A 21023-nucleotide genomic window follows, 5' to 3' on the forward strand; every position below is an offset into this window, starting at 1 on the left:
GCCCAGCGTCGCCAATAGCTGCGAGCAGGCACATTGCGTGCCTCACAGTGCAACCTTGAGCGCCGTCCGTTGAATGGACAGCGCCCTGCTGATCACTCTTCGACGCTCATGTATTCCTTGGCCCAGCGAATGTAGTCCTCAGGCTGGGTGTAGGTGTGCGAGAGTTCGGTGGCACTGAGGTTTTCCGACTTGTTCTGCCGACCACGCTGCAGCCGCAGGCAGTCGTAAGTGGCCTTGATCGCGGCAAAGTAAGCCGCATGGCCATCGACCACGATGCGCACGCCCAGACGCGCCAGGCGCTCGTCATCGCGCAGGTTCGGGTTGCCATAGGTAACCAGCATCAGCGGCACAGTCAGGTGCTCGGCAATCTGTTCGAGCTGCTCGAAGTCTTTGACCCCGACCATGCAGATGCCATCAGCGCCCGCCTTCTGGTAGCTCTGGGTACGCACGATGATTTCTTCGGTACTGAGTACGCCCGCGTTGGTACGGGCAATGATCGACAGGGACGAATCGACTCGTGCCTCCAGCGCCGCGCGGATCTTGCCAACGCCCTCCTCGACCGGGATCAGGTCGGTGGACTTGCGCCCGAACTGGGCAGGCAGCAGGGTGTCCTCGATGGTCAGTGCGGCCACACCGGCGCGCTCCAGTTCGATCACCGTGCGCATCACGTTCAATGCGTTGCCATAGCCGTGGTCGGCGTCGGCCAGTACCGGCAGTTGCGCGACCCGACCAATGCGGGTGGCCTGCTCGACGAACTCGCTGAGGGTGATCAGAGCGAAGTCCGGAGCAGCCAGTACCTGCAACGAAGCGACCGAACCGCCGAGGATACCGACTTCGAAGCCCAGGTCTGCGGCAATGCGTGCCGACATCGGGTCGAACACCGAGGCAGTGTGGAAACACGAACCTGAAGCGAGCAGCTCGCGGAAGGCAAAACGCAGATCTTGGTGGGAAGCCTTGGGCATGATCACTCCGCAAAAAAGTTGAAATTTGAACGGTAACTACCGACCCCTGTAATCGGGTCTACCTGACCTGTTCCAACCGTCGCCATCTGGGCGGTCATGCTCGACATGCAGGCAGAGGAATAAAAGGTGTGGGAGACAGCGGACTGAAAAACCTGCGGCAATATGTTGCACCAACCTGGTGCAAGCCCCGGATTTCAGCCTCTGTGGCATACCAACGATATCACGCAGCCATGCAGCACTGGATGAATGCGCCAATGCCGATCTTGCATAGGGGATGCAGATAGTACATAGGAAGCTACCTAACTCAGGTTACAATCCGAGGGCTTCTGCGAGAGCAGGCTTGCCCGCGAAGGGGCCGCCATTGACAAAACAAGGTATTTCCGTGACCGCCGCCCTGCCCCCCACCGCCCTGCGCAACGTGCTCACCGCCCTGATGCTGGCCATCTTCCTCGGCGCACTGGACCAGACCATCGTTGCCGTCTCGCTGCCCGCCATCTCGGCGCAGTTCAGCGATGTCGGCCTGCTGGCTTGGGTCATCTCCGGTTATATGGTGGCCATGACCGTGGCCGTGCCGATCTACGGCAAACTGGGCGACCTTTACGGCCGGCGCCGGATGATCCTCACCGGCATCAGCCTGTTCACCCTGGCCTCCATTGCCTGCGCCATGGCCCAGGACATGCCGCAACTGGTGCTGGCCCGGGTACTGCAGGGTATTGGCGCAGGCGGCATGGTCTCGGTGAGCCAGGCAATCATTGGTGACTTCGTGCCCCCACGCGAACGCGGCCGCTACCAGGGCTACTTCAGCAGCATGTACGCCGCGGCCAGCGTGGCCGGGCCAGTGCTGGGCGGCTGGTTGACCGAGTACCTGTCGTGGCGCTGGGTGTTCTGGATCAACCTGCCGCTGGGGCTGGTCGCCTTGTGGGCCATTCGCCGTGCGCTCGGCGACATGCCAGTGCAGCGTCGCGAGGCACAGGTGGACTACCTTGGCGCCATGCTGTTGATTCTCGGCCTTGGCAGCCTGCTGCTAGGCATCACCTTGGTAGGCCAGGGCCACGCCTGGGCCGACCCGGCCGTGCTGGCGCTGTTCGGCTGCGCCCTGCTGAGCCTGGCGCTATTCATCACCCACGAACGCCGCTGCCCGGAGCCGCTGCTGCCGCTCAGCCTGTTCGGCAACCGTGTGGCAGTGCTGTGCTGGGCGGTGATCTTCTTCGCCAGCTTCCAGTCCATTTCGCTGACCATGCTCATGCCCTTGCGTTACCAGGGCATTACCGGCGCCGGCGCCGACAGCGCCGCCCTGCATCTGCTGCCGCTGGCCATGGGGCTGCCCATGGGCGCCTTCACAGGAGGCCGCATGACCAGCCGGACCGGGCGCTACAAACCACAGATCCTGGCCGGTGCACTGCTGATGCCAGTGGCCATTTTCGCGATGGCACTGACTCCGCCGCAATCAGCGTTGCTCAGTGCGCTGTTCATGCTGCTGACCGGCATAGCCTGCGGGCTGCAATTCCCGACCTCCCTGGTGGGCACACAAAGCGCGGTGGCCAGCAAGGACATCGGCGTGGCCACCAGCACCACCAACCTGTTCCGTTCGCTGGGCGGAGCCATGGGCGTGGCATGCATGTCCAGCTTGTTGCTGGCACTGCTGCATCAGGGTGGTTTCGAACTGTCGGGTAACCCGTTGCTGGGGAGCTTGAAGGCCGCAGAGGTGGACCTGGTGACTCAGGGGCGGTTGCTGGAAACGTTCCGGCAGCTGCTGATGGGGAGTGCGGTCGTCGCGGTGCTGGGACTGTTTGCGGCATTGGCTTTGCCCGACCGGCAATTGCGCGGCCGCTGAAGACTACGCAATCGCTGCAAGAGCCGCCTTGTGCTGCGAACAGCCGCAGGGCGGCCACGCCCCCTTAATGCCCCCTTAACACAAAGGAGAAACACTCCCTCACAATCCTTAACAAAGTGTCATTTGCGCAGAGCAGGGCTCAAGCGCAGCATATCCAGCCCGGTGTCGACCCATTTTTCGACATCGCCCAACAGATCGACACTGTCAGGCAGCAATAGCCAGCGCCCGATCAGGCCATCGACATAGGCAAACATGGCCACCGCCGCGCGCTCCACATCCAGCTCGCCAGGCAACTGGCCCCGGCGTACGGCATTGGCCAGCGCCAGGGTGATGCCCTTGTGGCAATCCAGCACCGCACTCTGGCGCTGCTGGCGAATTTCACACATGTCATCGGTGAACTCGCACTTGTGATGCAGGATTTCATTGATACGACGGGTTCGGGCATCGAGCACCAGCTCGTTGAACACTTGCAACAGCAGCTTGCGCATGCAGCCAAGCGGGTCGAGTTCATCCTCGCTTTCGCTCGCGCGCGCCAAATGGTCATGGGTCTCGTGCAGACTGTCGAGCAACGCCTGCACCAGCTCGGCCTTGTTGTTGAAGTGCCAGTAGATCGCCCCCCGCGTCACACCCGCCAGTTCGGCGATGTCGGCCAGGGTGGTTCGCGCAACCCCGCGCTTGTAGAAGGCCCTTTCCGCCGCCTCGATGATCTGGGCACGGGTTTCCTGGGCTTCTTCTTTGGTTCGACGGACCATGGCAGTACAACCTCATCTGGCCCGAACGCGCAGCGCGGGCGGGGAACGCTCCGAGGGCTCCTGTGCCGGGGCCTCTCGGATGAGCTAATCAAGCGCTGAGGGGTACCTGAGTACAACTCAGCAGTATTTACAAACAACCATGAATGTAAGTATATTCCTTAGCAAGCTATTTATCCACCGGATAGCATTTTTTCCAGATCAAGATCTCTTCCATTACTCTTGAGCGTCTCCCTGCTCCAGCGACCCGAGGATCCTCATGCAATTCAAGCCAGCCGTTACCGCTCTGGTTTCCGCCGTCGCCCTGGCAACCCTGCTCAGTGGCTGTAAGAAAGAAGAAGCAGCGCCCGCGGCGCAGGCTCCTCAGGTCGGCGTCGTGACCATCCAGCCGCAAGCCTTCACCCTCACCTCGGAATTGCCGGGGCGAACCAGTGCCTACCGCGTCGCCGAAGTGCGCCCGCAGGTCAACGGCATCATCCTCAAGCGCCTGTTCAAGGAAGGCAGTGAGGTCAAGGAAGGCCAGCAGTTGTATCAGATCGACCCTGCCGTGTACGAAGCCACCCTGGCCAATGCCAAGGCCAACCTGCTGGCTACACGCTCACTGGCCGAACGCTACAAGCAGCTGATTGACGAACAGGCCGTCTCCAAACAGGAATACGACGACGCCAATGCCAAACGATTGCAGGCCGAGGCTTCGCTCAAGAGCGCACAGATCGACCTGCGCTACACCAAGGTTCTGGCGCCGATCAGCGGCCGTATCGGTCGCTCTTCGTTCACCGAAGGTGCACTGGTGAGCAATGGTCAGACCGACGCCATGGCCACCATCCAGCAACTCGACCCTATTTATGTCGACGTTACCCAGTCCACCGCCGAGCTGCTCAAGCTGCGCCGTGACCTGGAAAGCGGCCAGTTGCAGAAGGCCGGCAACAACGCCGCCTCGGTTCAGCTGGTGCTGGAAGACGGCAGCCTGTTCAAGCAGGAAGGCCGCCTGGAATTCTCCGAAGTCGCGGTCGATGAGACCACCGGCTCGGTGACCCTGCGCGCCCTGTTCCCCAACCCCGATCACACCCTGCTGCCAGGCATGTTCGTGCATGCGCGGCTCAAGGCCGGGGTCAACGCCAACGCCATCCTGGCACCGCAACAAGGCGTGACCCGCGACCTCAAGGGCGCTCCCACCGCCCTGGTGGTCAACCAGGAGAACAAGGTCGAACTGCGCCAGCTCAAGGCCAGCCGCACCTTGGGTAGCGACTGGCTGATCGAGGAAGGCCTCAATCCGGGTGACCGCCTGATCACCGAAGGGCTGCAATACGTGCGCCCAGGCGTCGAGGTGAAGGTCAGCGATGCCACCAACGTCAAGAAGCCGGCCGGCCCTGATCAGGCCAACGCGGCGAAAGCAGACGCCAAAGCGGAGTAAACCATGTCGAAGTTCTTTATCGATCGCCCGATCTTCGCCTGGGTGATCGCCTTGGTGATCATGCTGGTCGGGGCTTTGTCTATCCTGAAGCTGCCGATCAACCAGTACCCCAGTATCGCGCCGCCGGCCATCGCCATCGCCGTGACCTACCCGGGCGCCTCGGCGCAAACCGTGCAGGACACCGTGGTTCAGGTGATCGAGCAGCAGCTCAACGGTATCGACAACCTGCGTTATGTGTCGTCGGAAAGTAACTCCGACGGCAGCATGACCATTACCGCCACCTTCGAACAGGGCACCAACCCCGACACCGCGCAGGTACAGGTACAGAACAAGCTGAACCTGGCCACCCCACTGCTGCCGCAGGAAGTGCAGCAGCAAGGTATCCGCGTTACCAAAGCAGTGAAGAACTTCCTGCTGGTGATCGGCCTGGTCTCCGAAGACGGCAGCATGACCAAGGACGACCTGGCCAACTACATCGTCTCGAACATGCAGGACCCGATCTCGCGTACCGCAGGTGTGGGTGACTTCCAGGTGTTCGGTGCGCAGTACGCCATGCGTATCTGGCTCGATCCGGCCAAGCTGAACAAGTTCCAGCTGACCCCGGTCGACGTCAAGACCGCTGTGGCCGCACAGAACGTGCAGGTGTCTTCCGGCCAGCTCGGCGGCCTGCCAGCCCTGCCGGGCACCCAGCTGAACGCCACCATCATCGGCAAGACCCGCCTGCAAACCGCCGAGCAGTTCGAGAGTATCCTGCTCAAGGTCAACAAAGACGGTTCACAGGTGCGTCTGGGCGATGTCGCCCAAGTAGGCCTGGGGGGTGAAAACTACGCCGTCAGCGCCCAGTTCAACGGCAAGCCGGCTTCCGGCCTGGCGGTAAAACTGGCAACCGGCGCCAACGCGCTGGACACTGCCAAGGCACTGCGCGAGACCATCAAAGGCCTGGAACCGTTCTTCCCGCCGGGGGTCAAGGCGGTATTCCCGTATGACACCACCCCAGTGGTCACCGAATCGATCAGCGGCGTGATCCACACCCTGATCGAAGCCGTGGTGCTGGTGTTCCTGGTGATGTACCTGTTCCTGCAGAACTTCCGCGCCACCATCATCACCACCATGACCGTACCGGTCGTATTGCTGGGTACCTTCGGTATCCTTGCCGCCGCGGGCTTCAGCATCAACACCCTGACCATGTTCGCCATGGTCCTGGCCATCGGCTTGCTGGTGGACGACGCCATCGTCGTGGTGGAGAACGTCGAGCGGGTCATGTCCGAAGAAGGCTTGCCGCCCAAGGAAGCGACCAAGCGCTCGATGGAACAGATCCAGGGCGCCCTGGTGGGTATCGCCCTGGTGCTCTCGGCCGTACTGCTGCCCATGGCGTTCTTTGGCGGCTCCACGGGTGTGATCTACCGGCAGTTCTCCATCACCATCGTCTCGGCCATGGGCCTGTCGGTGCTGGTTGCGCTGATCTTCACCCCGGCGCTCTGCGCAACCATGCTCAAACCGCTGAAGAAGGGCGAGCACCACACTGCCAAAGGCGGCTTCTTTGGCTGGTTCAACCGCAACTTCGACCGCAGCGTCAACGGCTACGAGCGTAGCGTAGGCACCATCCTGCGCAACAAGGTGCCATTCCTGCTGGGCTATGCGCTGATCGTGGTCGGCATGATCTGGCTGTTCGCTCGCATCCCTACCGCGTTCCTGCCAGAAGAAGACCAGGGCGTACTGTTCGCTCAGGTGCAGACCCCAGCCGGCTCCAGTGCCGAGCGCACGCAGGTCGTGGTCGACCAGATGCGTGAATACCTGCTCAAGGACGAAGCCGATACCGTATCGTCGGTGTTCACCGTCAACGGCTTCAACTTCGCAGGCCGCGGCCAGAGCTCGGGCATGGCCTTCATCATGCTCAAACCCTGGGATGAACGCTCGAAGGAGAACAGCGTGTTTGCCCTGGCCCAGCGCGCCCAGCAGCACTTCTTCACCTTCCGTGATGCGATGGTGTTCGCCTTCGCCCCGCCAGCGGTGCTTGAACTGGGTAACGCCACCGGCTTCGACGTGTTCCTTCAGGACCGCGGCGGTGTCGGCCACGCGAAGTTGATGGAGGCGCGCAACCAGTTCCTGGCCAAAGCTGCGCAGAGCAAGATCCTCAGCGCCGTGCGCCCGAACGGCCTGAACGATGAACCGCAGTACCAGCTGACCATTGATGACGAACGTGCCAGCGCCTTGGGCGTGACCATTGCCGACATCAACAACACCCTGTCGATTGCCTTGGGTGCCAGCTACGTCAACGACTTCATCGACCGTGGCCGGGTCAAGAAGGTGTACATCCAGGGCGAACCCAGCGCGCGGATGAGCCCGGAAGACCTGCAAAAATGGTACGTGCGCAACGGCGCAGGCGAGATGGTGCCGTTCTCCTCCTTCGCCAAAGGCGAATGGACCTACGGTTCGCCGAAGCTGTCGCGTTACAACGGTGTCGAAGCGATGGAAATCCTCGGTGCACCGGCGCCTGGCTACAGTACCGGTGAAGCCATGGCCGAGGTCGAGCGCATTGCAGGCGAGCTGCCGAGCGGTATCGGCTTCTCCTGGACCGGCATGTCCTACGAGGAAAAACTCTCCGGCTCGCAGATGCCGGCGCTGTTCGCCCTCTCGGTGCTGTTCGTGTTCCTGTGCCTGGCGGCCCTGTACGAAAGCTGGTCGATCCCGATCGCTGTGGTGCTGGTAGTACCGTTGGGTATCATCGGTGCGCTGATCGCCACCAGCCTGCGCGGCCTGTCCAACGACGTGTACTTCCTGGTTGGCCTGTTGACCACCATCGGTCTTGCGGCGAAAAACGCCATTCTGATCGTGGAATTCGCCAAGGAGCTGCACGAACAAGGCCGCAGCCTGTACGACGCAGCGATCGAGGCGTGCCGCATGCGTCTGCGCCCGATCATCATGACCTCGCTGGCGTTCATCCTGGGCGTGGTACCGTTGACCATCGCCAGCGGCGCAGGCGCCGGCAGCCAGCACGCCATCGGTACTGGCGTGATTGGCGGCATGATCAGTGCGACCGTGCTGGCTATCTTCTGGGTACCACTGTTCTTCGTCGCAGTGTCGTCGCTGTTCGGCAGCAAAGAGCCGGAAAAAGACGTCACCCCTGAAAATCCACGTTATGAGGCTGGGCAATGACCAAGTCTTTGTTGTCCCTGGCGGTAACCGCTTTCATTCTTGGCGGCTGCTCGCTGATCCCTGACTACCAGACCCCGGAGGCGCCGGTGGCTGCGCAGTGGCCGCAAGGCCCTGCTTACTCGCCGACGCAATCGGCGGATGTTGCCGCTGCTGAACAGGGCTGGCGCCAGTTCTTCCACGACCCGGCGCTGCAACAGCTGATCCAGACCTCGCTGGTCAATAACCGCGATCTGCGCGTCGCAGCGTTGAACCTCGACGCCTACCGTGCGCAATACCGCATTCAGCGCGCCGACCTGTTCCCGGCGGTTTCGGCCACCGGTAGCGGCAGCCGCCAGCGTGTCCCGGCGAACATGTCGCAAACGGGCGAATCTGGCATCACCAGCCAGTACTCGGCCACCTTGGGCGTCAGCGCCTACGAGCTGGACCTGTTCGGCCGCGTGCGCAGCCTGACCGAGCAGGCCCTGGAAACCTACCTCTCCAGCGAGCAGGCGCGTCGTTCCACGCAAATTGCCCTGGTCGCCAGCGTGGCCAACGCCTACTACACCTGGCAGGCCGACCAGGCCCTGTTCAAGCTGACCGAAGAAACGCTGAAGACCTACGAGGAAAGCTACAACCTCACCCGTCGCAGCAACGAGGTCGGCGTGGCCTCGGCCCTGGACGTCAGCCAGGCGCGTACCGCAGTGGAAGGCGCCAGGGTCAAGTACTCGCAGTACCAGCGCCTGGTCGCCCAGGACGTCAACAGCCTGACCGTGCTGCTGGGCACCGGCATTCCTGCCGACCTGGCCAAGCCGCTGGAGCTTGATGCCGACCAACTGGCCGAAGTACCGGCCGGCCTGCCATCGGATATCCTTCAGCGTCGCCCGGACATTCAGGAAGCCGAGCACCTGCTCAAGGCCGCCAACGCCAACATTGGCGCAGCCCGCGCAGCGTTCTTCCCGAGCATCAGCCTGACCGCGAACGCCGGCAGCCTGAGCCCCGACATGGGCCACCTGTTCTCGGGCGGCCAGGGCACCTGGCTGTTCCAGCCGCAGATCAACCTGCCGATCTTCAACGCCGGTAGCCTGAAAGCCAGCCTGGACTACTCGAAAATCCAGAAGGACATCAACGTCGCCAAGTACGAAAAAACCATCCAGACGGCCTTCCAGGAAGTCTCCGATGGCCTGGCGGCACGCAAGACCTTCGAAGAGCAGTTGCAGGCCCAGCGCGACCTGGTGCAGGCGAACCAGGACTACTACCGCTTGGCCGAACGCCGTTACCGCATCGGGATTGACAGCAACCTGACCTTCCTCGATGCCCAACGCAACCTGTTCAGTGCCCAGCAAGCGCTGATCGGCGACCGCCTGTCGCAGCTGACCAGCGAGGTCAACCTATACAAGGCGCTTGGCGGTGGCTGGTACGAGCAGACCGGGCAGGCCAACCAGCAGGCATCGGTGGAAACACCGAAAGGCTGATCGGCCTTGTTGCAGCACAAGCCCACCCTTAGCGGTGGGCTTTGCTTTTTTTACTGCCTATGCCGGCCTTTTTGCGGACGAGCCCGCGCAAGGGCCGGGCCTGCTGGCCAGTATTCCTGGCGATTCACCGTAGCAGCCACCACCGTATTCGCGGGTGAACCCGCTCCTACACGGATCGTGTGGTAGACACATATCGGTGGCTGGGCGCAAGCCGTTGTAGGAGCGGGTTTACCCGCGAAGAGGCCACCACAGGAGAGTTATTAACCAACCGGAACATTCCGTTCGATTATCGCCCCGTTCCGTTTGCGGCGAATTGCCTCACCCCCTCACTACCCCGCACCATCCCCCCACGCAACGTTACCCAAGTTCATCAAAAACACCCGCACCTGCAGGCCCGATCCCGCAGTGCACCGGCTCGACCATAAAAACAAGAGATCCACGACAGATGAGCATTTCGCTACCCGCACGTCAGCTGCTGCCTGGCCTGTTGGCCATGTCCTGCGCCCTCCCCGCATTCGCCGCCAACGAAGGTGGTTTCATCGAGGACGCCAAGGCCACCCTCAACCTGCGCAACTTCTACATCAACCGTAACTTCGTCGATCCGGCCCACCCACAGGGCAAGGCCGAGGAATGGACACAAAGCTTCATCCTCGATGCCCGTTCCGGTTTCACCCAGGGCACGGTCGGTTTCGGCGTGGACGTACTGGGCCTGTACTCGGTCAAGCTCGACGGCGGCAAAGGCACCACCAACACTCACCTGCTGCCCGTGCATGACGACGGCCGCCCGGCCGATGACTTTGGCCGGCTGGGTGTGGCGCTGAAGGCCAAGCTGTCCGAAACCGAGCTCAAAGTCGGTGAATGGATGCCGGTACTGCCAATCCTGCGTTCGGACGATGGCCGCTCACTGCCGCAAACCTTCCGCGGTGGCCAGCTGACCTCCAGGGAAATCGCCGGCCTGACCCTGTACGCCGGCCAGTTCCGCGGCAACAGCCCGCGCAACGATGCCAGCATGGAAGACATGTCGCTCAACGGCAAAGCCGCCTTCACCTCCGACCGTTTCAACTTCGGCGGCGGTGAGTACACCTTCAACGACAAGCGCACCATGATCGGCCTGTGGGATGCCCAGCTCAAGGACATCTACCGCCAGCAATACCTCAACCTGACGCACAGCCAGCCGCTGGGCGACTGGACGCTGGGCGCCAACCTGGGCTACTTCATCGGCAAGGAAGATGGCGCCGAACGGGCCGGCAAGCTGGACAACCGCACCGCCTCCGCCTTGCTTTCCGCGCGCTACCAAGGCCACACCTTTTACGTTGGCCTGCAGAAGGTCAGCGGCGACGATGCCTGGATGCGGGTCAATGGCACCAGTGGCGGTACCCTGGCCAACGACAGCTACAATTCAAGCTTCGACAATGCCAAGGAGCGTTCCTGGCAGGTTCGCCATGACTTCAACTTCGCCACCGTCGGCGTACCCGGCCTGACCCTGATGAACCGCTATATCAAGGGTGACAACGTCACCGTGGGCAGCATAGACGATGGCAAGGAATGGGCGCGGGAAACAGAGCTGGCCTATGTGGTGCAGTCGGGCAGCTTCAAGGACCTGTCGGTGAAATGGCGCAACTCGACCATGCGTCGCGACTTCAGCACCAACGCGTTCGATGAGAACCGCTTGATTGTGAGTTATCCGCTGAATCTTCTGTGAATCAAATGGCCTCTTCGCGGATAAACGCGCGAGGAGGCCAGACGCCTCCTCAAATGACCTGAAGCTATAAAAATCCCTGCCCTTTTTTGAAGGCATGATTTGCAACAGCTTGATGAAAACCCTGCCATGAATTTGCCAGTGCACGCTGTTGCCATTCGCTGAGCTGATGATGGTGGTGACTGCAGGCTATCCTGATCACTATCCGCTACAGGTGAAACAAAGCTGAACAGGGAGGCACAACAATGAAAACCCTCGTCGACCACCTGAGCCAATACGCCAACTACCACCGCGATCCGCGCAACATCGCCACCCACTTCGTCGGCATCCCCATGATCGTGCTGGCAGTCACCATCCTGCTTTCACGCCCAGGCTGGGAGATAGCTGGCCTGTGGCTGTCCCCTGCCCTGGTGGCAGCGGCGGTGTCTGTGTGGTTCTACTTGCGCCTGGACCTGCGCTTCGGGCTGGTGATGGGGCTGTTGCTGGGCATGTGCCTGTGGGTCGGTGAAGCGCTGGCAGTGCAGTCGACAACGCTATGGCTCGGTGCCGGGCTGGGGGCGTTCGTGGTGGGCTGGATCATCCAGTTCATCGGCCATTACTACGAAGGCCGCAAACCGGCATTTGTCGACGACCTGAGCGGCCTGATCATCGGGCCACTGTTCGTGGTGGCGGAAGCTGCGTTCATGCTAGGCCTGTGCCCGACCCTGAAGCGCGCCGTGGAAACCAATGCCGGCCCGATTGCCATGCGGCAAAAAAAGGCATCGGTGTAAAGGCCATTCGCGGGCAAGCGCCCTGTTGCAGGGGGCTTGCCCGCGAACACGATTTACTGGCGCGACTCTACGCCAAGTTCATCCCACACCGACTCAGCCAGGTGGAACGTGGCATTGGCCGCCGGAATGCCGCAGTAGATCGCGCTCTGCATCAGCACTTCCTTGATCTCGTCGCGGGTCACGCCATTGTTGGCCGCCGCACGCAGGTGCAGCTTCAGCTCGTCGTTGCGGTTCATGCCGATCAGCATGGCGATGGTGATCAGGCTGCGGGTATGGCGCGGCAGCCCTGGGCGGGTCCAGATGTCACCCCAGGCATGGCGGGTGATCATTTCCTGGAACTCGCCATTGAAGTCGTTGAGCTTCTCCAGGCTGCGGTCCACGTGGGCATCACCCAGCACTGCGCGGCGCACTTGCATGCCAGCGTCGTAACGTTGTTTCTCGTCCATGGTGTTGTCCTCAGTGAGCCAGCAGGAAATCGAGCACGCGGCGGCTGAAAGCCTCGCCAATCTCGACGTTGGACAGGTGCGCCGCCGGGAAGTCGACGTACTCGGCACCTTGGATACCGGCCTGCATGAAGCGGCCATGCTCAGGGGTGGTAACCACGTCTTGCGTACCGGCAACGATCAGCGCGGGCACCTGGATGCGGCCCAGTTGCTCACGATAATCAGCGTCACGTACCGCTGCACAGTTGCCTGCGTACCCTTGCGGGCTGGTTTGCGCCAGCATCTGGCAGATACGCTGGGCCTGCTCCGCCTGTGCCTGGGCAAAGCCCGGGGTGAACCAGCGGGCGATGGAGGCATCGCGCAGGTCGACCATGGCCTGCTGGCCGCCTTTGAGTACCGTGTCGATACGGGTGTTCCACACCTCGTCGTTGGCGATCTTGGCGGCCGTGTTGCACAGGGTCAGGCTGTGCAGGCGCTCACCTGCATGGATACCCAGCCACTGGCCGATCAGGCCCCCCATCGACAGGCCGACGAAGTGAGCCTTCTGAATGTCCAGGCCATCGAGCAGGGTCAGCACGTCGCGGCCCAGCTGATCGATGCTGTAAGGGCCTTCAGTGACCAGCGATGCGCCGTGACCACGGGTGTCATAGCGCAGCACCCGGAAGTGCTGGCTCCAGAGCGGAATCTGGGTGTCCCACATGCCCAGGTCGGTACCCAGCGAGTTGGACAGGACCAGCACCGGGGCTTCATCCGGGCCATCGATCTGGTAATTCAAAACGCCATCGGCCAGTTGCAAGTGCGCCACAGCGGTCTCCTTCAGGCAGTAAAACGTTGATGTTCGGACACGGCGCGCGCCACCCAGACGCGGGCCTGGCCCAGGTAATGGGCAGGGTCGAGCAGGCGATCGAGTTCTTCGCCAGACAGCTCGGCGCTGACCTGCGGCTCGTCACCCAGCACGGCACGCAGGTGCCGCTGTTCGGCCACCGCGCGCTGGCAGCATTGTTCCAGCAGGTGGTGGGCACGGTCGCGACCCAGACGCTGGGCGAGGACGATGCTCACCGCTTCGGCCAGCACCAGGCCTTGTGTCAGGTCGAGGTTACGGCGCATGCGCGCGGCATCCACCTCCATGCCCTCGGCAATCACTTGAGCCTGGCGCAGGGCGCCAGAGACCAGGCAGCAGATATCCGGCAGGGTTTCCCACTCGGCATGCCATAAGCCCAGGCTGCGTTCGTGCTCCTGAGGCATGGCTGCGAACAGCGTCGACAGCAAGCCCGGCACGCGGGTCGCGGCACCGATCAACACGGCGGCACCCACCGGGTTGCGCTTGTGTGGCATGGTCGAAGAACCACCCTTACCCGGCGCAGAAGGCTCAAACACCTCCCCCGCCTCGGTTTGCATCAGCAAGCTGATATCACGGCCGAACTTGCCCAGGCTGCCGGCAACCAGGCCCAGTACCGAGGCAAACTCCACCAGGCGGTCGCGCTGGGTGTGCCAGGGCTGCTCGGGCAGGCTCAGCTTGAGCTGTTCGGCCAGCGCTTCGGCCACCGGCATCGCCTTGCTGCCCAGGGCCGCCAGGCTACCCGAAGCACCGCCGAACTGCAGGACCAGCAGGCGCGGGCGCAGTTCCTGCAGGCGCTGACGGTGGCGGGTCAAAGCCCCCAGTACACCGGCCAGTTTCATGCCCAGGGTCACCGGGGTGGCGTGTTGCAACCAGGTACGACCCACCAATGGTGTATCGGCGTGCTTCAAGGCCTGCTGCGATAGGGTATCGGCCAGCTTGCCGAGGTCGGCCTCGATCAAATCGAGGGCATCGCGCAGCTGCAGAACCAGACCAGTGTCCATCGCATCCTGGCTGGTGGCGCCAAGGTGCACATAGCGCTCAGCCTCAGGTACGCCAGTGGCGATCACCTTGCCCAACGCTTTCACCAGCGGAATGGCCGAGTTGCCGGCGGTGGCGATGGCATTGGCCAGCGCGCCAACGTCATAGCGCTCGGCCTGGCATGCCGCCACGATGGCTGCTACCGCGCTGTGCGGTACCAAACCGGCAGAGGCTTCGGCACGGGCAAGCGCTGCTTCGAAATCCAGCATGCCCTGCAGGCGGCCACGGTCGGAGAAAATCTCGCGCATGGCCGGCGCGGTGAAATAGGCGTCGAACAGTTGGTTGCTCATGCAGCGTCCTTAGTCATCATGGTGCAGGTACGCCGCCTGCTTCGGCAGGCGCAGGCTGAACAGGAAGGCAATCGCCATCATCGCCGTGACGTACCAATAGAAAGTGTTTTCCATCCCCAGGGTTTTCAGGCCCAGGGCCACATACTCGGCCGAACCGCCGAATGCTGCGTTGGCCACCGCATAGGCCAGGCCAACACCCAGTGCACGCACCTGCGGCGGGAACATCTCAGCCTTCACCAGACCGCTGATCGAGGTGTAGAAACTGACGATACACAGGGCCAGGCTGATCAGCACGAAGGCCATGAACGGGCTGGTCACGGTTTTCAGTGCCATCAGCAGCGGCACGGTGCACAGGGTACCGAGGCCGCCGAACAGCAGCATCGAATTGCGCCGACCGATACGGTCGGACAGCATGCCGAAGAACGGCTGCAACACCATGAACAGGAACAACGCCCCGGTCATCACGTAGCTGGCGTTCTTGGCTGTCATACCCGCGGTGTTGACCAAGTATTTCTGCATGTAGGTGGTGAAAGTATAGAAAATCAGCGAGCCACCCGCGGTGTAGCCCAGTACCGTGATGAACGCCGCTGCGTGATTGCGGAACAGGCCTGCGATAGAACCTGCATCCTTGTCATTGCGGGCTTCGGCGCTACTGGTTTCGTGCAGCGAACGGCGCAACATCAGCGAGATCAGGGCGGCGATGGCCCCCACCACGAAGGGAATGCGCCAGCCCCAGGCCCGCAGTTCATCTTCAGTCAGCAGCTGTTGCAGGATCACCACGACCAGTACCGCCAGCAACTGGCCGCCGATCAGCGTGACGTACTGGAACGAAGCAAAGAAGCCGCGCTGCCCCCGCAGTGCCACTTCACTCATGTAGGTGGCCGTGGTGCCGTACTCGCCCCCTACCGACAGCCCCTGGATCAGGCGAGCCAGCAATAGCAGCGCCGGGGCCCAGGTGCCGATGCTGGCATAGGTGGGCAGGCAGGCGATCATCAGGGAGCCGAAGCACATCATCAGCACCGAGATCATCAGGGAGTTCTTGCGACCATGGCGGTCGGCGAGGCGGCCGAAGATCCAGCCACCAATGGGGCGCATCAGGAAGCCTGCGGCGAATACACCTGCCGTGTTCAACAGCTGCACGGTGGGGTCGTCGGAGGGAAAGAAGGCCGGGGCAAAGTAGATCGCGCAGAAGGCGTAGACGTAGAAGTCGAACCATTCCACCAGGTTGCCTGACGAGGCACCGACAATAGCGAAGATGCGCTTGCTGCGTTCTTCGCCGGTGTAATAGGTTGAGGTCATGAGGGTTTCACTCCTGGAGGGTCCTAGGCAAGTCTAGACATACCTAGTAACACACTCGTTCCGCTATCTGGCTGGCAATTGGCCTTGTGTCTCACAGGACAGACCTCTTCGCGGGCAAGCCCGCCCCACAGGTGATTGCGTGGATCCCTGTAAGAGCGGGCTTGCCCGCGAAGCGGCCGGTACAGGTCAAACCCGCTCGATGGCCAGTGCCAGACCTTGGCCAACGCCCACACACATGGTCGCCAGGCCTTTACGCCCACCACTTTTCTCCAGTTGGTGCAGCGCAGTCAGCACCAGGCGCGCACCGCTCATGCCCAGCGGGTGGCCCAGGGCAATGGCGCCGCCATTAGGGTTTACCTGTGGTGCATCGTCAGCGACACCCAGCTCACGCAGCACCGCCAGGCCTTGACTGGCAAACGCTTCGTTAAGCTCAATCACATCGAAATCGCTTACCGCTACCCCAAGACGCTCGGTCAGCTTGCGCACCGCCGGCACCGGGCCAATGCCCATGACACGTGGAGCAACACCGCCGCTGGCCATGCCCAGAACGCGGGCACGCGGGGTCAGGCCGTGTTTCTTCACCGCTGCGGCCGAGGCCAGGATCATCGCCGCAGCACCGTCGTTCACGCCCGAGGCGTTGCCGGCGGTGACCGTCTTGTCCGGGCCGTTGACCGGTTTGAGCTTGGTCAGCGCCTCCAGCGTGGTTTCCGGGCGCAGGTGTTCGTCACGTTCGACGATGATTTCGCCCTTCTTGTGAGCGATACGCACCGGCACAATTTCTTCGGCAAAGAAGCCGGCAGCCTGCGCAGCGGCAGCCTTCTGCTGGCTGCGTAAGGCGAAAGCGTCCTGGTCAGCACGCGAAACCTGATAGTCGTCAGCCACGTTGTCAGCGGTTTCCGGCATGGAATCCACACCGTACTGGCTCTTCATCAGCGGGTTGATGAAACGCCAGCCAATGGTGGTGTCTTCCAGCTTCATGTTGCGCGAATAGGCGCTTTCAGCCTTGCCCATGACGAACGGGGCGCGCGACATCGACTCGACGCCACCGGCAATCACCAGTTCCATCTCGCCGCTGGCGATGGCGCGAAACGCGGTGCCGACGGCATCCATGCCCGACGCGCACAGGCGGTTCAGGGTGACGCCCGGGATGCTTTCCGGCAGGCCGGCCAGCAGCAGTGCCATGCGGGCCACGTTGCGGTTGTCTTCACCGGCCTGGTTGGCGCAGCCGAAGAACACTTCGTCTACCTGGTCCCACTGCACGCCAGGGTTGCGCTCGATCAGCGCCTTCAGCGGCACGGCTGCCAGGTCGTCGGCCCGCACGCTGGCCAGGGCGCCGCCGAAGCGGCCGATCGGGGTACGGATGGCATCACAGATGAATACGTCGTGCATCAGGCTTCTCCTGCCAGCTGGCCATGGTCAGCGGCGGTACGGGCGTCGAGGTCACGCATGGCGGACGGCTCGATTGGGGTGAGTGTGGAAATGGTCTGCGCGTGGCATTTGGAGGCTCCTGGTCAGGGTGCTTCGATGAACCCAGATTAAGGAGACTGGTGGGCACCTTACAATCCGATAATCGACTATTTGTGCGATTAACGAACCATTTGTTGCGCAACTGCCCACGCCACCGCAGGGCAGTTGTGCGCCCTGATCGCAGCACAATGCCGCACCTGTCGGCGCGGCGTTGTGCTGTGAATGGGCCGTAACGCGGCCCTCGCCCTCAGGTTGCGTCAGCGTGGCTGACCAGCCCCTTGACCACCACACCCACAGTCGCCAGCGCCGCCGGCACCAGCAACGCCGTCAGCACCTGCTCGAAGCTCCAGCCCAGGCCCAGCAGCGTTGCACCACTCCAGGCCCCGAGAATCGCACCAAAGCGGCCAATACCCAGCATCCACGATACGCCTGTGGCTCGGCCCTGGGTGGGATAGAAGCGCGCCGCCAGCGATGGCATTGCCGACTGCGCACCGTTTACGCACATACCGGCGACAAGTACCAGGGTGGCTAGCACGGTGATGTTGCCCAGGCTCTGCCCCACTGCGTAGGCGAACACCCCGGCCAGCAGATAGAAAATGCCGATCACCTTGTGCGGATTGAAACGGTCCATGGCCCAACCCACGCCGACAGCACTTAGCACTCCGCCAAACTGGAACAGCGCGCCGATAAACGCGGCCTGTTCCATGCTCGCGCCGCTGTCACGCATCAGGGTTGGCAGCCAGCTGGTCAGGAGGTAGACGATCACCAGCCCCATGAAATAGGTCAGCCACAACAACACGGTGCCCAAGCCATAGGTGCCAGAGAAGATCACCGCGAACACATTGCGTGCAGCCACCGCCTTTTGCTCCGGCACGCTGAAACTGCCTGCCTCGGCGACCACTTGCGGGGCGATTGGCGACAAGGTCTTGCGCACCTTGTCGGTGCCGCGGTTGCGCACCACCAGGAACCGCGCCGACTCCGGCAGCCAGACCATCAGCACCAGCGCCAGCAGCAACGGCAGCACGCCACCGATGACCAGCAGGCTGTGCCAGCCGTAGGCCGGGATCATCTTGGCAGAAATGAAGCCACCACCCGCCATGCCCAGGTTGAAGCCACAGAACATGCTGGTCACCAGCAGCGACTTGAGGCGCTCCGGCGTGTATTCAGACAACAGCGTGGTAGCGTTGGGCATGCCTGCACCCAGGCCCAGGCCGGTCAGGAAGCGCAGTACCAGCAACTGGTCGACGTTGGTGGCATAGGCCGAGGCCAGGCTGAAGCCACCGAACACCAACACCGCCCCCACCAGCACGCCTTTGCGGCCGAAACGGTCAGCCAGCGGCCCGGAGCCCAGGGCGCCGAACACCATGCCGATCAACGCGGCACTCATGACCGGCCCAAGGCTCGCGCGGTCGATCCCCCACTCTTGCGATAGTGCCGGGGCGATGAACCCCATGGCAGCGGTGTCCAGGCCGTCGAGGAAGACGATCAGGAAGCACAGCAATACGACCCGCCATTGATAACGGGACAGCGGCTGCTGATTGATGAATGACTGAACGTCGAGGCTTTTGCCGACGTTGGTTTGCGCTTGGTTCATTATTGTTATCCAGAATGTGGGGCACAGTCAGGCGATTGCACGCGGGTATCCGGTACAAGGGCGATGATTGGGGTATATGGCCTGGGTCAGCCTGGATATAACGATACTGCATGCGGGTGCGGCCGCAGCAGCGAGGTGACAGTATTCATGAGTGAGTGCCTCTAGTGTTTTTCTTGTTCGGTCGGCTAGCCGACCGTTGCGAGAGACATTAATCAGCCGGCCGAGGTGACGCAATTCACCCGGCACGACACTGTGCGTTTATCGCACAAGAAACGGTTTTGCCTGTTCTGATCCGGGGCCGCAACGTGCTCCCTGCGGTCTTAACCAAACAACTGGTGGCAAAGGTCCCGGCTGGCTGCCAGCAAAATCGGCAAGAACCGCTGCTCCAGTTCACTGCGGGTCACCCGCCCGACATGGGTACTGACGTTCAGCGCAGCCAATACCTGCCCCGAAGCGTCATACACCGGCACGGCAATCGATCGCAGCCCCTGTTCCAGTTCCTGATCTACCACGCACCAGCCCTGGGCGCGCACCTGCTGGATGCAGGCGAACAATGATTCGGGGTCATTCAGGGTGCGGCTGGTGCGCGCCTTGAGGTCGGCACGTTCCAGGTACTCACGCAGGCTGGTGTCGTCCATGGCCGCCAGCAGAATGCGCCCCATCGACGTGCAATAGGCCGGCAGGCGCCCGCCCACCGACAGATCAACCGAGATCAGACGCTCGACCGTGGCCGAACGGGCTATATAAAGGATGTCGTCGCCTTCGAGGGTGGCCATGTTAGCCGCCTCATGCAGCTGGTCGCTGATGCGGTCCAGGTACGGCTGGGCAGAAATTGCCAGCGGCGTCGACGACAGGTACGCATGCCCCAGGGTCAGCACTTTGGGCAGCAGCGAATAGGTACGCCCGTCGGTGGTGGCGTACCCCAGCTTGATCAACGTGTGCAGGCAACGTCGCACCGCCGCGCGAGGGATTTCGGTACGGTGGCTGATCTGGGCGATGGTCAGGTGGCGCTTGCGCTCCTGGAATGCCTGGATCACGGCCAGGCCACGTGCCAGCGAGGTCATGAAGTCCGGGTCACCGGTAAAGGCCTGGATGCGCTTGGCCGGGGAAGCCACGATCGGCGGCGCCATGGCAGCCGAAGCAGGTCGCGCCACCTCAGCATTGCCGGAATCGTTGCCCAGGGTTTCGTCACTCATCGCACACCTCAAAAAAAACACCGGTTCGTGCGATTATCGAACAAACGGCCGATAATCGCAATTGACCGCCGACACTTTTGCTTATACCTTTCCCATGCCACTTGTGGCTTCTTTGGAGAGACTGGTCAGGTACCCACCGTAGAAGTCCCCAGGCAACGGCCTCGCCTTTCGGCGAGGCCGTTTTTCATTACGGCCCGCCCTGACATTGCAACGAACTTCTATCCGTCCCTCCTTTCTAACTTGTACGAAAGGTCCCAACTGTTCGCGGGCACATCCTGCTACTTACGCCAGATGTTCTCAGGGTTGCGTAAATTAACGATGTTCGGCGAATTATCGGTTGCTATAATCGATTGCGCAGGCCCTCCGCTTACCGTGGTCATAGAACCTTCCGCTTTATCAAGCCGTTGCGGCCAGCAAGGCAAAATGCATGTTGCACAATGCATAACAACAGTCATTACACTTACTTCAGGTACTGCACGTGACGAAAGATGAACTGCGCGCGGAACTCGAGCGCCAGGCTGAACGTTACAAGGATGTTTATGGTGGCGAAGTCACCACATACGCCGCACAACCGGATCCGGAACGCAAACCCTGGCGCAAGCGTGCCAGCGTTCGCGACCAGGCCTTCAGCCAGGAACTGGAACGCATCGAAAAAGAACTGCGCAGCGACAATCCCTGAGCCTCGGGACCCTCTGCGCATCGTCGCCCGGCCTACCCGGGCGAGCTCGATCTTTACTGTCTGGCCGATGATGAAATGGAATCACACAAATTTCATACAGGCGTTTGAATTTTTGCAAAATGGATTTTTCTCAAGATTTCG

The 21023-nt window shown here is 62.0% G+C and carries 16 protein-coding genes; 7 read left to right on the plus strand and 9 right to left on the minus strand.

The annotated features are described in order from the left end of the window. Positions 1 to 92: 92 nt before the first annotated feature. Positions 93 to 962, minus strand: coding sequence for an oxaloacetate decarboxylase (locus tag ACF8FG_RS14720; RefSeq protein ID WP_003251963.1), 870 nt, complete (start codon positions 960 to 962; stop codon positions 93 to 95). A 382-nt stretch (positions 963 to 1344) separates the two neighbouring features. Between ACF8FG_RS14720 and ACF8FG_RS14725 the strand changes: the two genes are divergently transcribed. Further along, positions 1345 to 2796 carry an MDR family MFS transporter gene (locus ACF8FG_RS14725; RefSeq protein WP_318082008.1) on the plus strand — a complete coding sequence of 484 codons (1452 nt, stop codon included), beginning with the start codon at positions 1345 to 1347 and terminating at the stop codon, positions 2794 to 2796. A gap of 119 nt (positions 2797 to 2915) precedes the next feature. Here ACF8FG_RS14725 and ttgR read toward each other — a convergent pair whose 3' ends face one another. After that, positions 2916 to 3548 carry an efflux transport transcriptional regulator TtgR gene (gene ttgR, locus ACF8FG_RS14730; RefSeq protein WP_010952495.1) on the minus strand — a complete coding sequence of 211 codons (633 nt, stop codon included), beginning with the start codon at positions 3546 to 3548 and terminating at the stop codon, positions 2916 to 2918. Between the two features lie 256 nt (positions 3549 to 3804). Between ttgR and ttgA the strand changes: the two genes are divergently transcribed. From ttgA to ACF8FG_RS14755, 5 genes are all read left to right on the plus strand, one after another. Beyond that, a complete protein-coding gene (ttgA, locus tag ACF8FG_RS14735) occupies positions 3805 to 4959 on the plus strand; it encodes a toluene efflux RND transporter periplasmic adaptor subunit TtgA (protein ID WP_014592249.1) in 1155 nt (384 codons plus the stop codon). A 3-nt stretch (positions 4960 to 4962) separates the two neighbouring features. After that, positions 4963 to 8115 (plus strand): multidrug efflux RND transporter permease subunit TtgB, encoded by a 3153-nt coding sequence (gene ttgB, locus ACF8FG_RS14740; protein ID WP_014592250.1) that lies wholly within the window; start codon positions 4963 to 4965, stop codon positions 8113 to 8115. Continuing rightward, positions 8112 to 9566 carry an AdeC/AdeK/OprM family multidrug efflux complex outer membrane factor gene (locus ACF8FG_RS14745; protein ID WP_010952492.1) on the plus strand — a complete coding sequence of 485 codons (1455 nt, stop codon included), beginning with the start codon at positions 8112 to 8114 and terminating at the stop codon, positions 9564 to 9566. The genes ttgB and ACF8FG_RS14745 overlap by 4 nt, the downstream gene beginning before the upstream one ends. A gap of 445 nt (positions 9567 to 10011) precedes the next feature. Next, positions 10012 to 11268 (plus strand): OprD family porin, encoded by a 1257-nt coding sequence (locus ACF8FG_RS14750; RefSeq protein ID WP_019437965.1) that lies wholly within the window; start codon positions 10012 to 10014, stop codon positions 11266 to 11268. Between the two features lie 242 nt (positions 11269 to 11510). Next, complete coding sequence (locus ACF8FG_RS14755) at positions 11511 to 12035, plus strand: DUF962 domain-containing protein (RefSeq protein ID WP_014592252.1); 525 nt, start codon at positions 11511 to 11513, stop codon at positions 12033 to 12035. A gap of 53 nt (positions 12036 to 12088) precedes the next feature. Here ACF8FG_RS14755 and pcaC read toward each other — a convergent pair whose 3' ends face one another. The 7 genes from pcaC to pcaR form a co-directional block, all read right to left on the minus strand. After that, the gene (gene pcaC, locus ACF8FG_RS14760; RefSeq protein WP_010952489.1) at positions 12089 to 12481 is read right to left on the minus strand and encodes a 4-carboxymuconolactone decarboxylase; all 393 of its coding nucleotides are present in this window, start codon (positions 12479 to 12481) and stop codon (positions 12089 to 12091) included. Positions 12482 to 12491: 10 nt separating this feature from the next. Beyond that, positions 12492 to 13283, minus strand: a complete 792-nt coding sequence (gene pcaD, locus ACF8FG_RS14765; protein ID WP_119713322.1) for a 3-oxoadipate enol-lactonase — start codon at positions 13281 to 13283, stop codon at positions 12492 to 12494. An 11-nt stretch (positions 13284 to 13294) separates the two neighbouring features. After that, positions 13295 to 14647: a 3-carboxy-cis,cis-muconate cycloisomerase gene (locus ACF8FG_RS14770; protein WP_119713321.1), complete on the minus strand. Its 1353-nt coding sequence runs from the start codon at positions 14645 to 14647 to the stop codon at positions 13295 to 13297. Between the two features lie 9 nt (positions 14648 to 14656). After that, positions 14657 to 15946 carry an MFS family transporter gene (locus ACF8FG_RS14775; protein WP_003251946.1) on the minus strand — a complete coding sequence of 430 codons (1290 nt, stop codon included), beginning with the start codon at positions 15944 to 15946 and terminating at the stop codon, positions 14657 to 14659. A gap of 186 nt (positions 15947 to 16132) precedes the next feature. After that, positions 16133 to 17338, minus strand: coding sequence for a 3-oxoadipyl-CoA thiolase (gene pcaF, locus ACF8FG_RS14780; protein WP_205574442.1), 1206 nt, complete (start codon positions 17336 to 17338; stop codon positions 16133 to 16135). Between the two features lie 322 nt (positions 17339 to 17660). Further along, entirely contained in the window at positions 17661 to 19007 is a 1347-nt protein-coding gene (locus tag ACF8FG_RS14785) for an MFS transporter (protein ID WP_019437962.1), read from the minus strand. A gap of 320 nt (positions 19008 to 19327) precedes the next feature. Beyond that, complete coding sequence (gene pcaR, locus ACF8FG_RS14790; protein WP_003251938.1) at positions 19328 to 20203, minus strand: pca regulon transcriptional regulator PcaR; 876 nt, start codon at positions 20201 to 20203, stop codon at positions 19328 to 19330. Positions 20204 to 20681: 478 nt separating this feature from the next. Here pcaR and ACF8FG_RS14795 point away from each other — a divergent pair, with 478 nt between their 5' ends. Then, the gene (locus tag ACF8FG_RS14795; protein WP_003251937.1) at positions 20682 to 20882 is read left to right on the plus strand and encodes a hypothetical protein; all 201 of its coding nucleotides are present in this window, start codon (positions 20682 to 20684) and stop codon (positions 20880 to 20882) included. Positions 20883 to 21023 lie beyond the last annotated feature (141 nt).

It is taken from the genome of Pseudomonas sp. YQ_6, from assembly GCF_043103245.1.
In the GTDB taxonomy this organism is placed as follows: domain Bacteria; phylum Pseudomonadota; class Gammaproteobacteria; order Pseudomonadales; family Pseudomonadaceae; genus Aquipseudomonas; species Aquipseudomonas alloputida.

Bases quoted from the DNA above. Each gene is read 5' to 3' on its own strand.
- ACF8FG_RS14770 (WP_119713321.1), bottom strand. From the start codon at position 14,647: ATGAGCAACCAACTGTTCGACGCCTATTTCACCGCGCCGGCCATGCGC.
- ttgR (WP_010952495.1), bottom strand. From the start codon at position 3,548: ATGGTCCGTCGAACCAAAGAAGAAGCCCAGGAAACCCGTGCCCAGATC.
- ACF8FG_RS14750 (WP_019437965.1), top strand. From the start codon at position 10,012: ATGAGCATTTCGCTACCCGCACGTCAGCTGCTGCCTGGCCTGTTGGCC.
- ACF8FG_RS14785 (WP_019437962.1), bottom strand. From the start codon at position 19,007: ATGAACCAAGCGCAAACCAACGTCGGCAAAAGCCTCGACGTTCAGTCA.
- ACF8FG_RS14755 (WP_014592252.1), top strand. From the start codon at position 11,511: ATGAAAACCCTCGTCGACCACCTGAGCCAATACGCCAACTACCACCGC.
- ACF8FG_RS14720 (WP_003251963.1), bottom strand. From the start codon at position 962: ATGCCCAAGGCTTCCCACCAAGATCTGCGTTTTGCCTTCCGCGAGCTG.
- ACF8FG_RS14775 (WP_003251946.1), bottom strand. From the start codon at position 15,946: ATGACCTCAACCTATTACACCGGCGAAGAACGCAGCAAGCGCATCTTC.
- ttgB (WP_014592250.1), top strand. From the start codon at position 4,963: ATGTCGAAGTTCTTTATCGATCGCCCGATCTTCGCCTGGGTGATCGCC.
- pcaR (WP_003251938.1), bottom strand. From the start codon at position 20,203: ATGAGTGACGAAACCCTGGGCAACGATTCCGGCAATGCTGAGGTGGCG.
- ACF8FG_RS14745 (WP_010952492.1), top strand. From the start codon at position 8,112: ATGACCAAGTCTTTGTTGTCCCTGGCGGTAACCGCTTTCATTCTTGGC.
- pcaC (WP_010952489.1), bottom strand. From the start codon at position 12,481: ATGGACGAGAAACAACGTTACGACGCTGGCATGCAAGTGCGCCGCGCA.
- ttgA (WP_014592249.1), top strand. From the start codon at position 3,805: ATGCAATTCAAGCCAGCCGTTACCGCTCTGGTTTCCGCCGTCGCCCTG.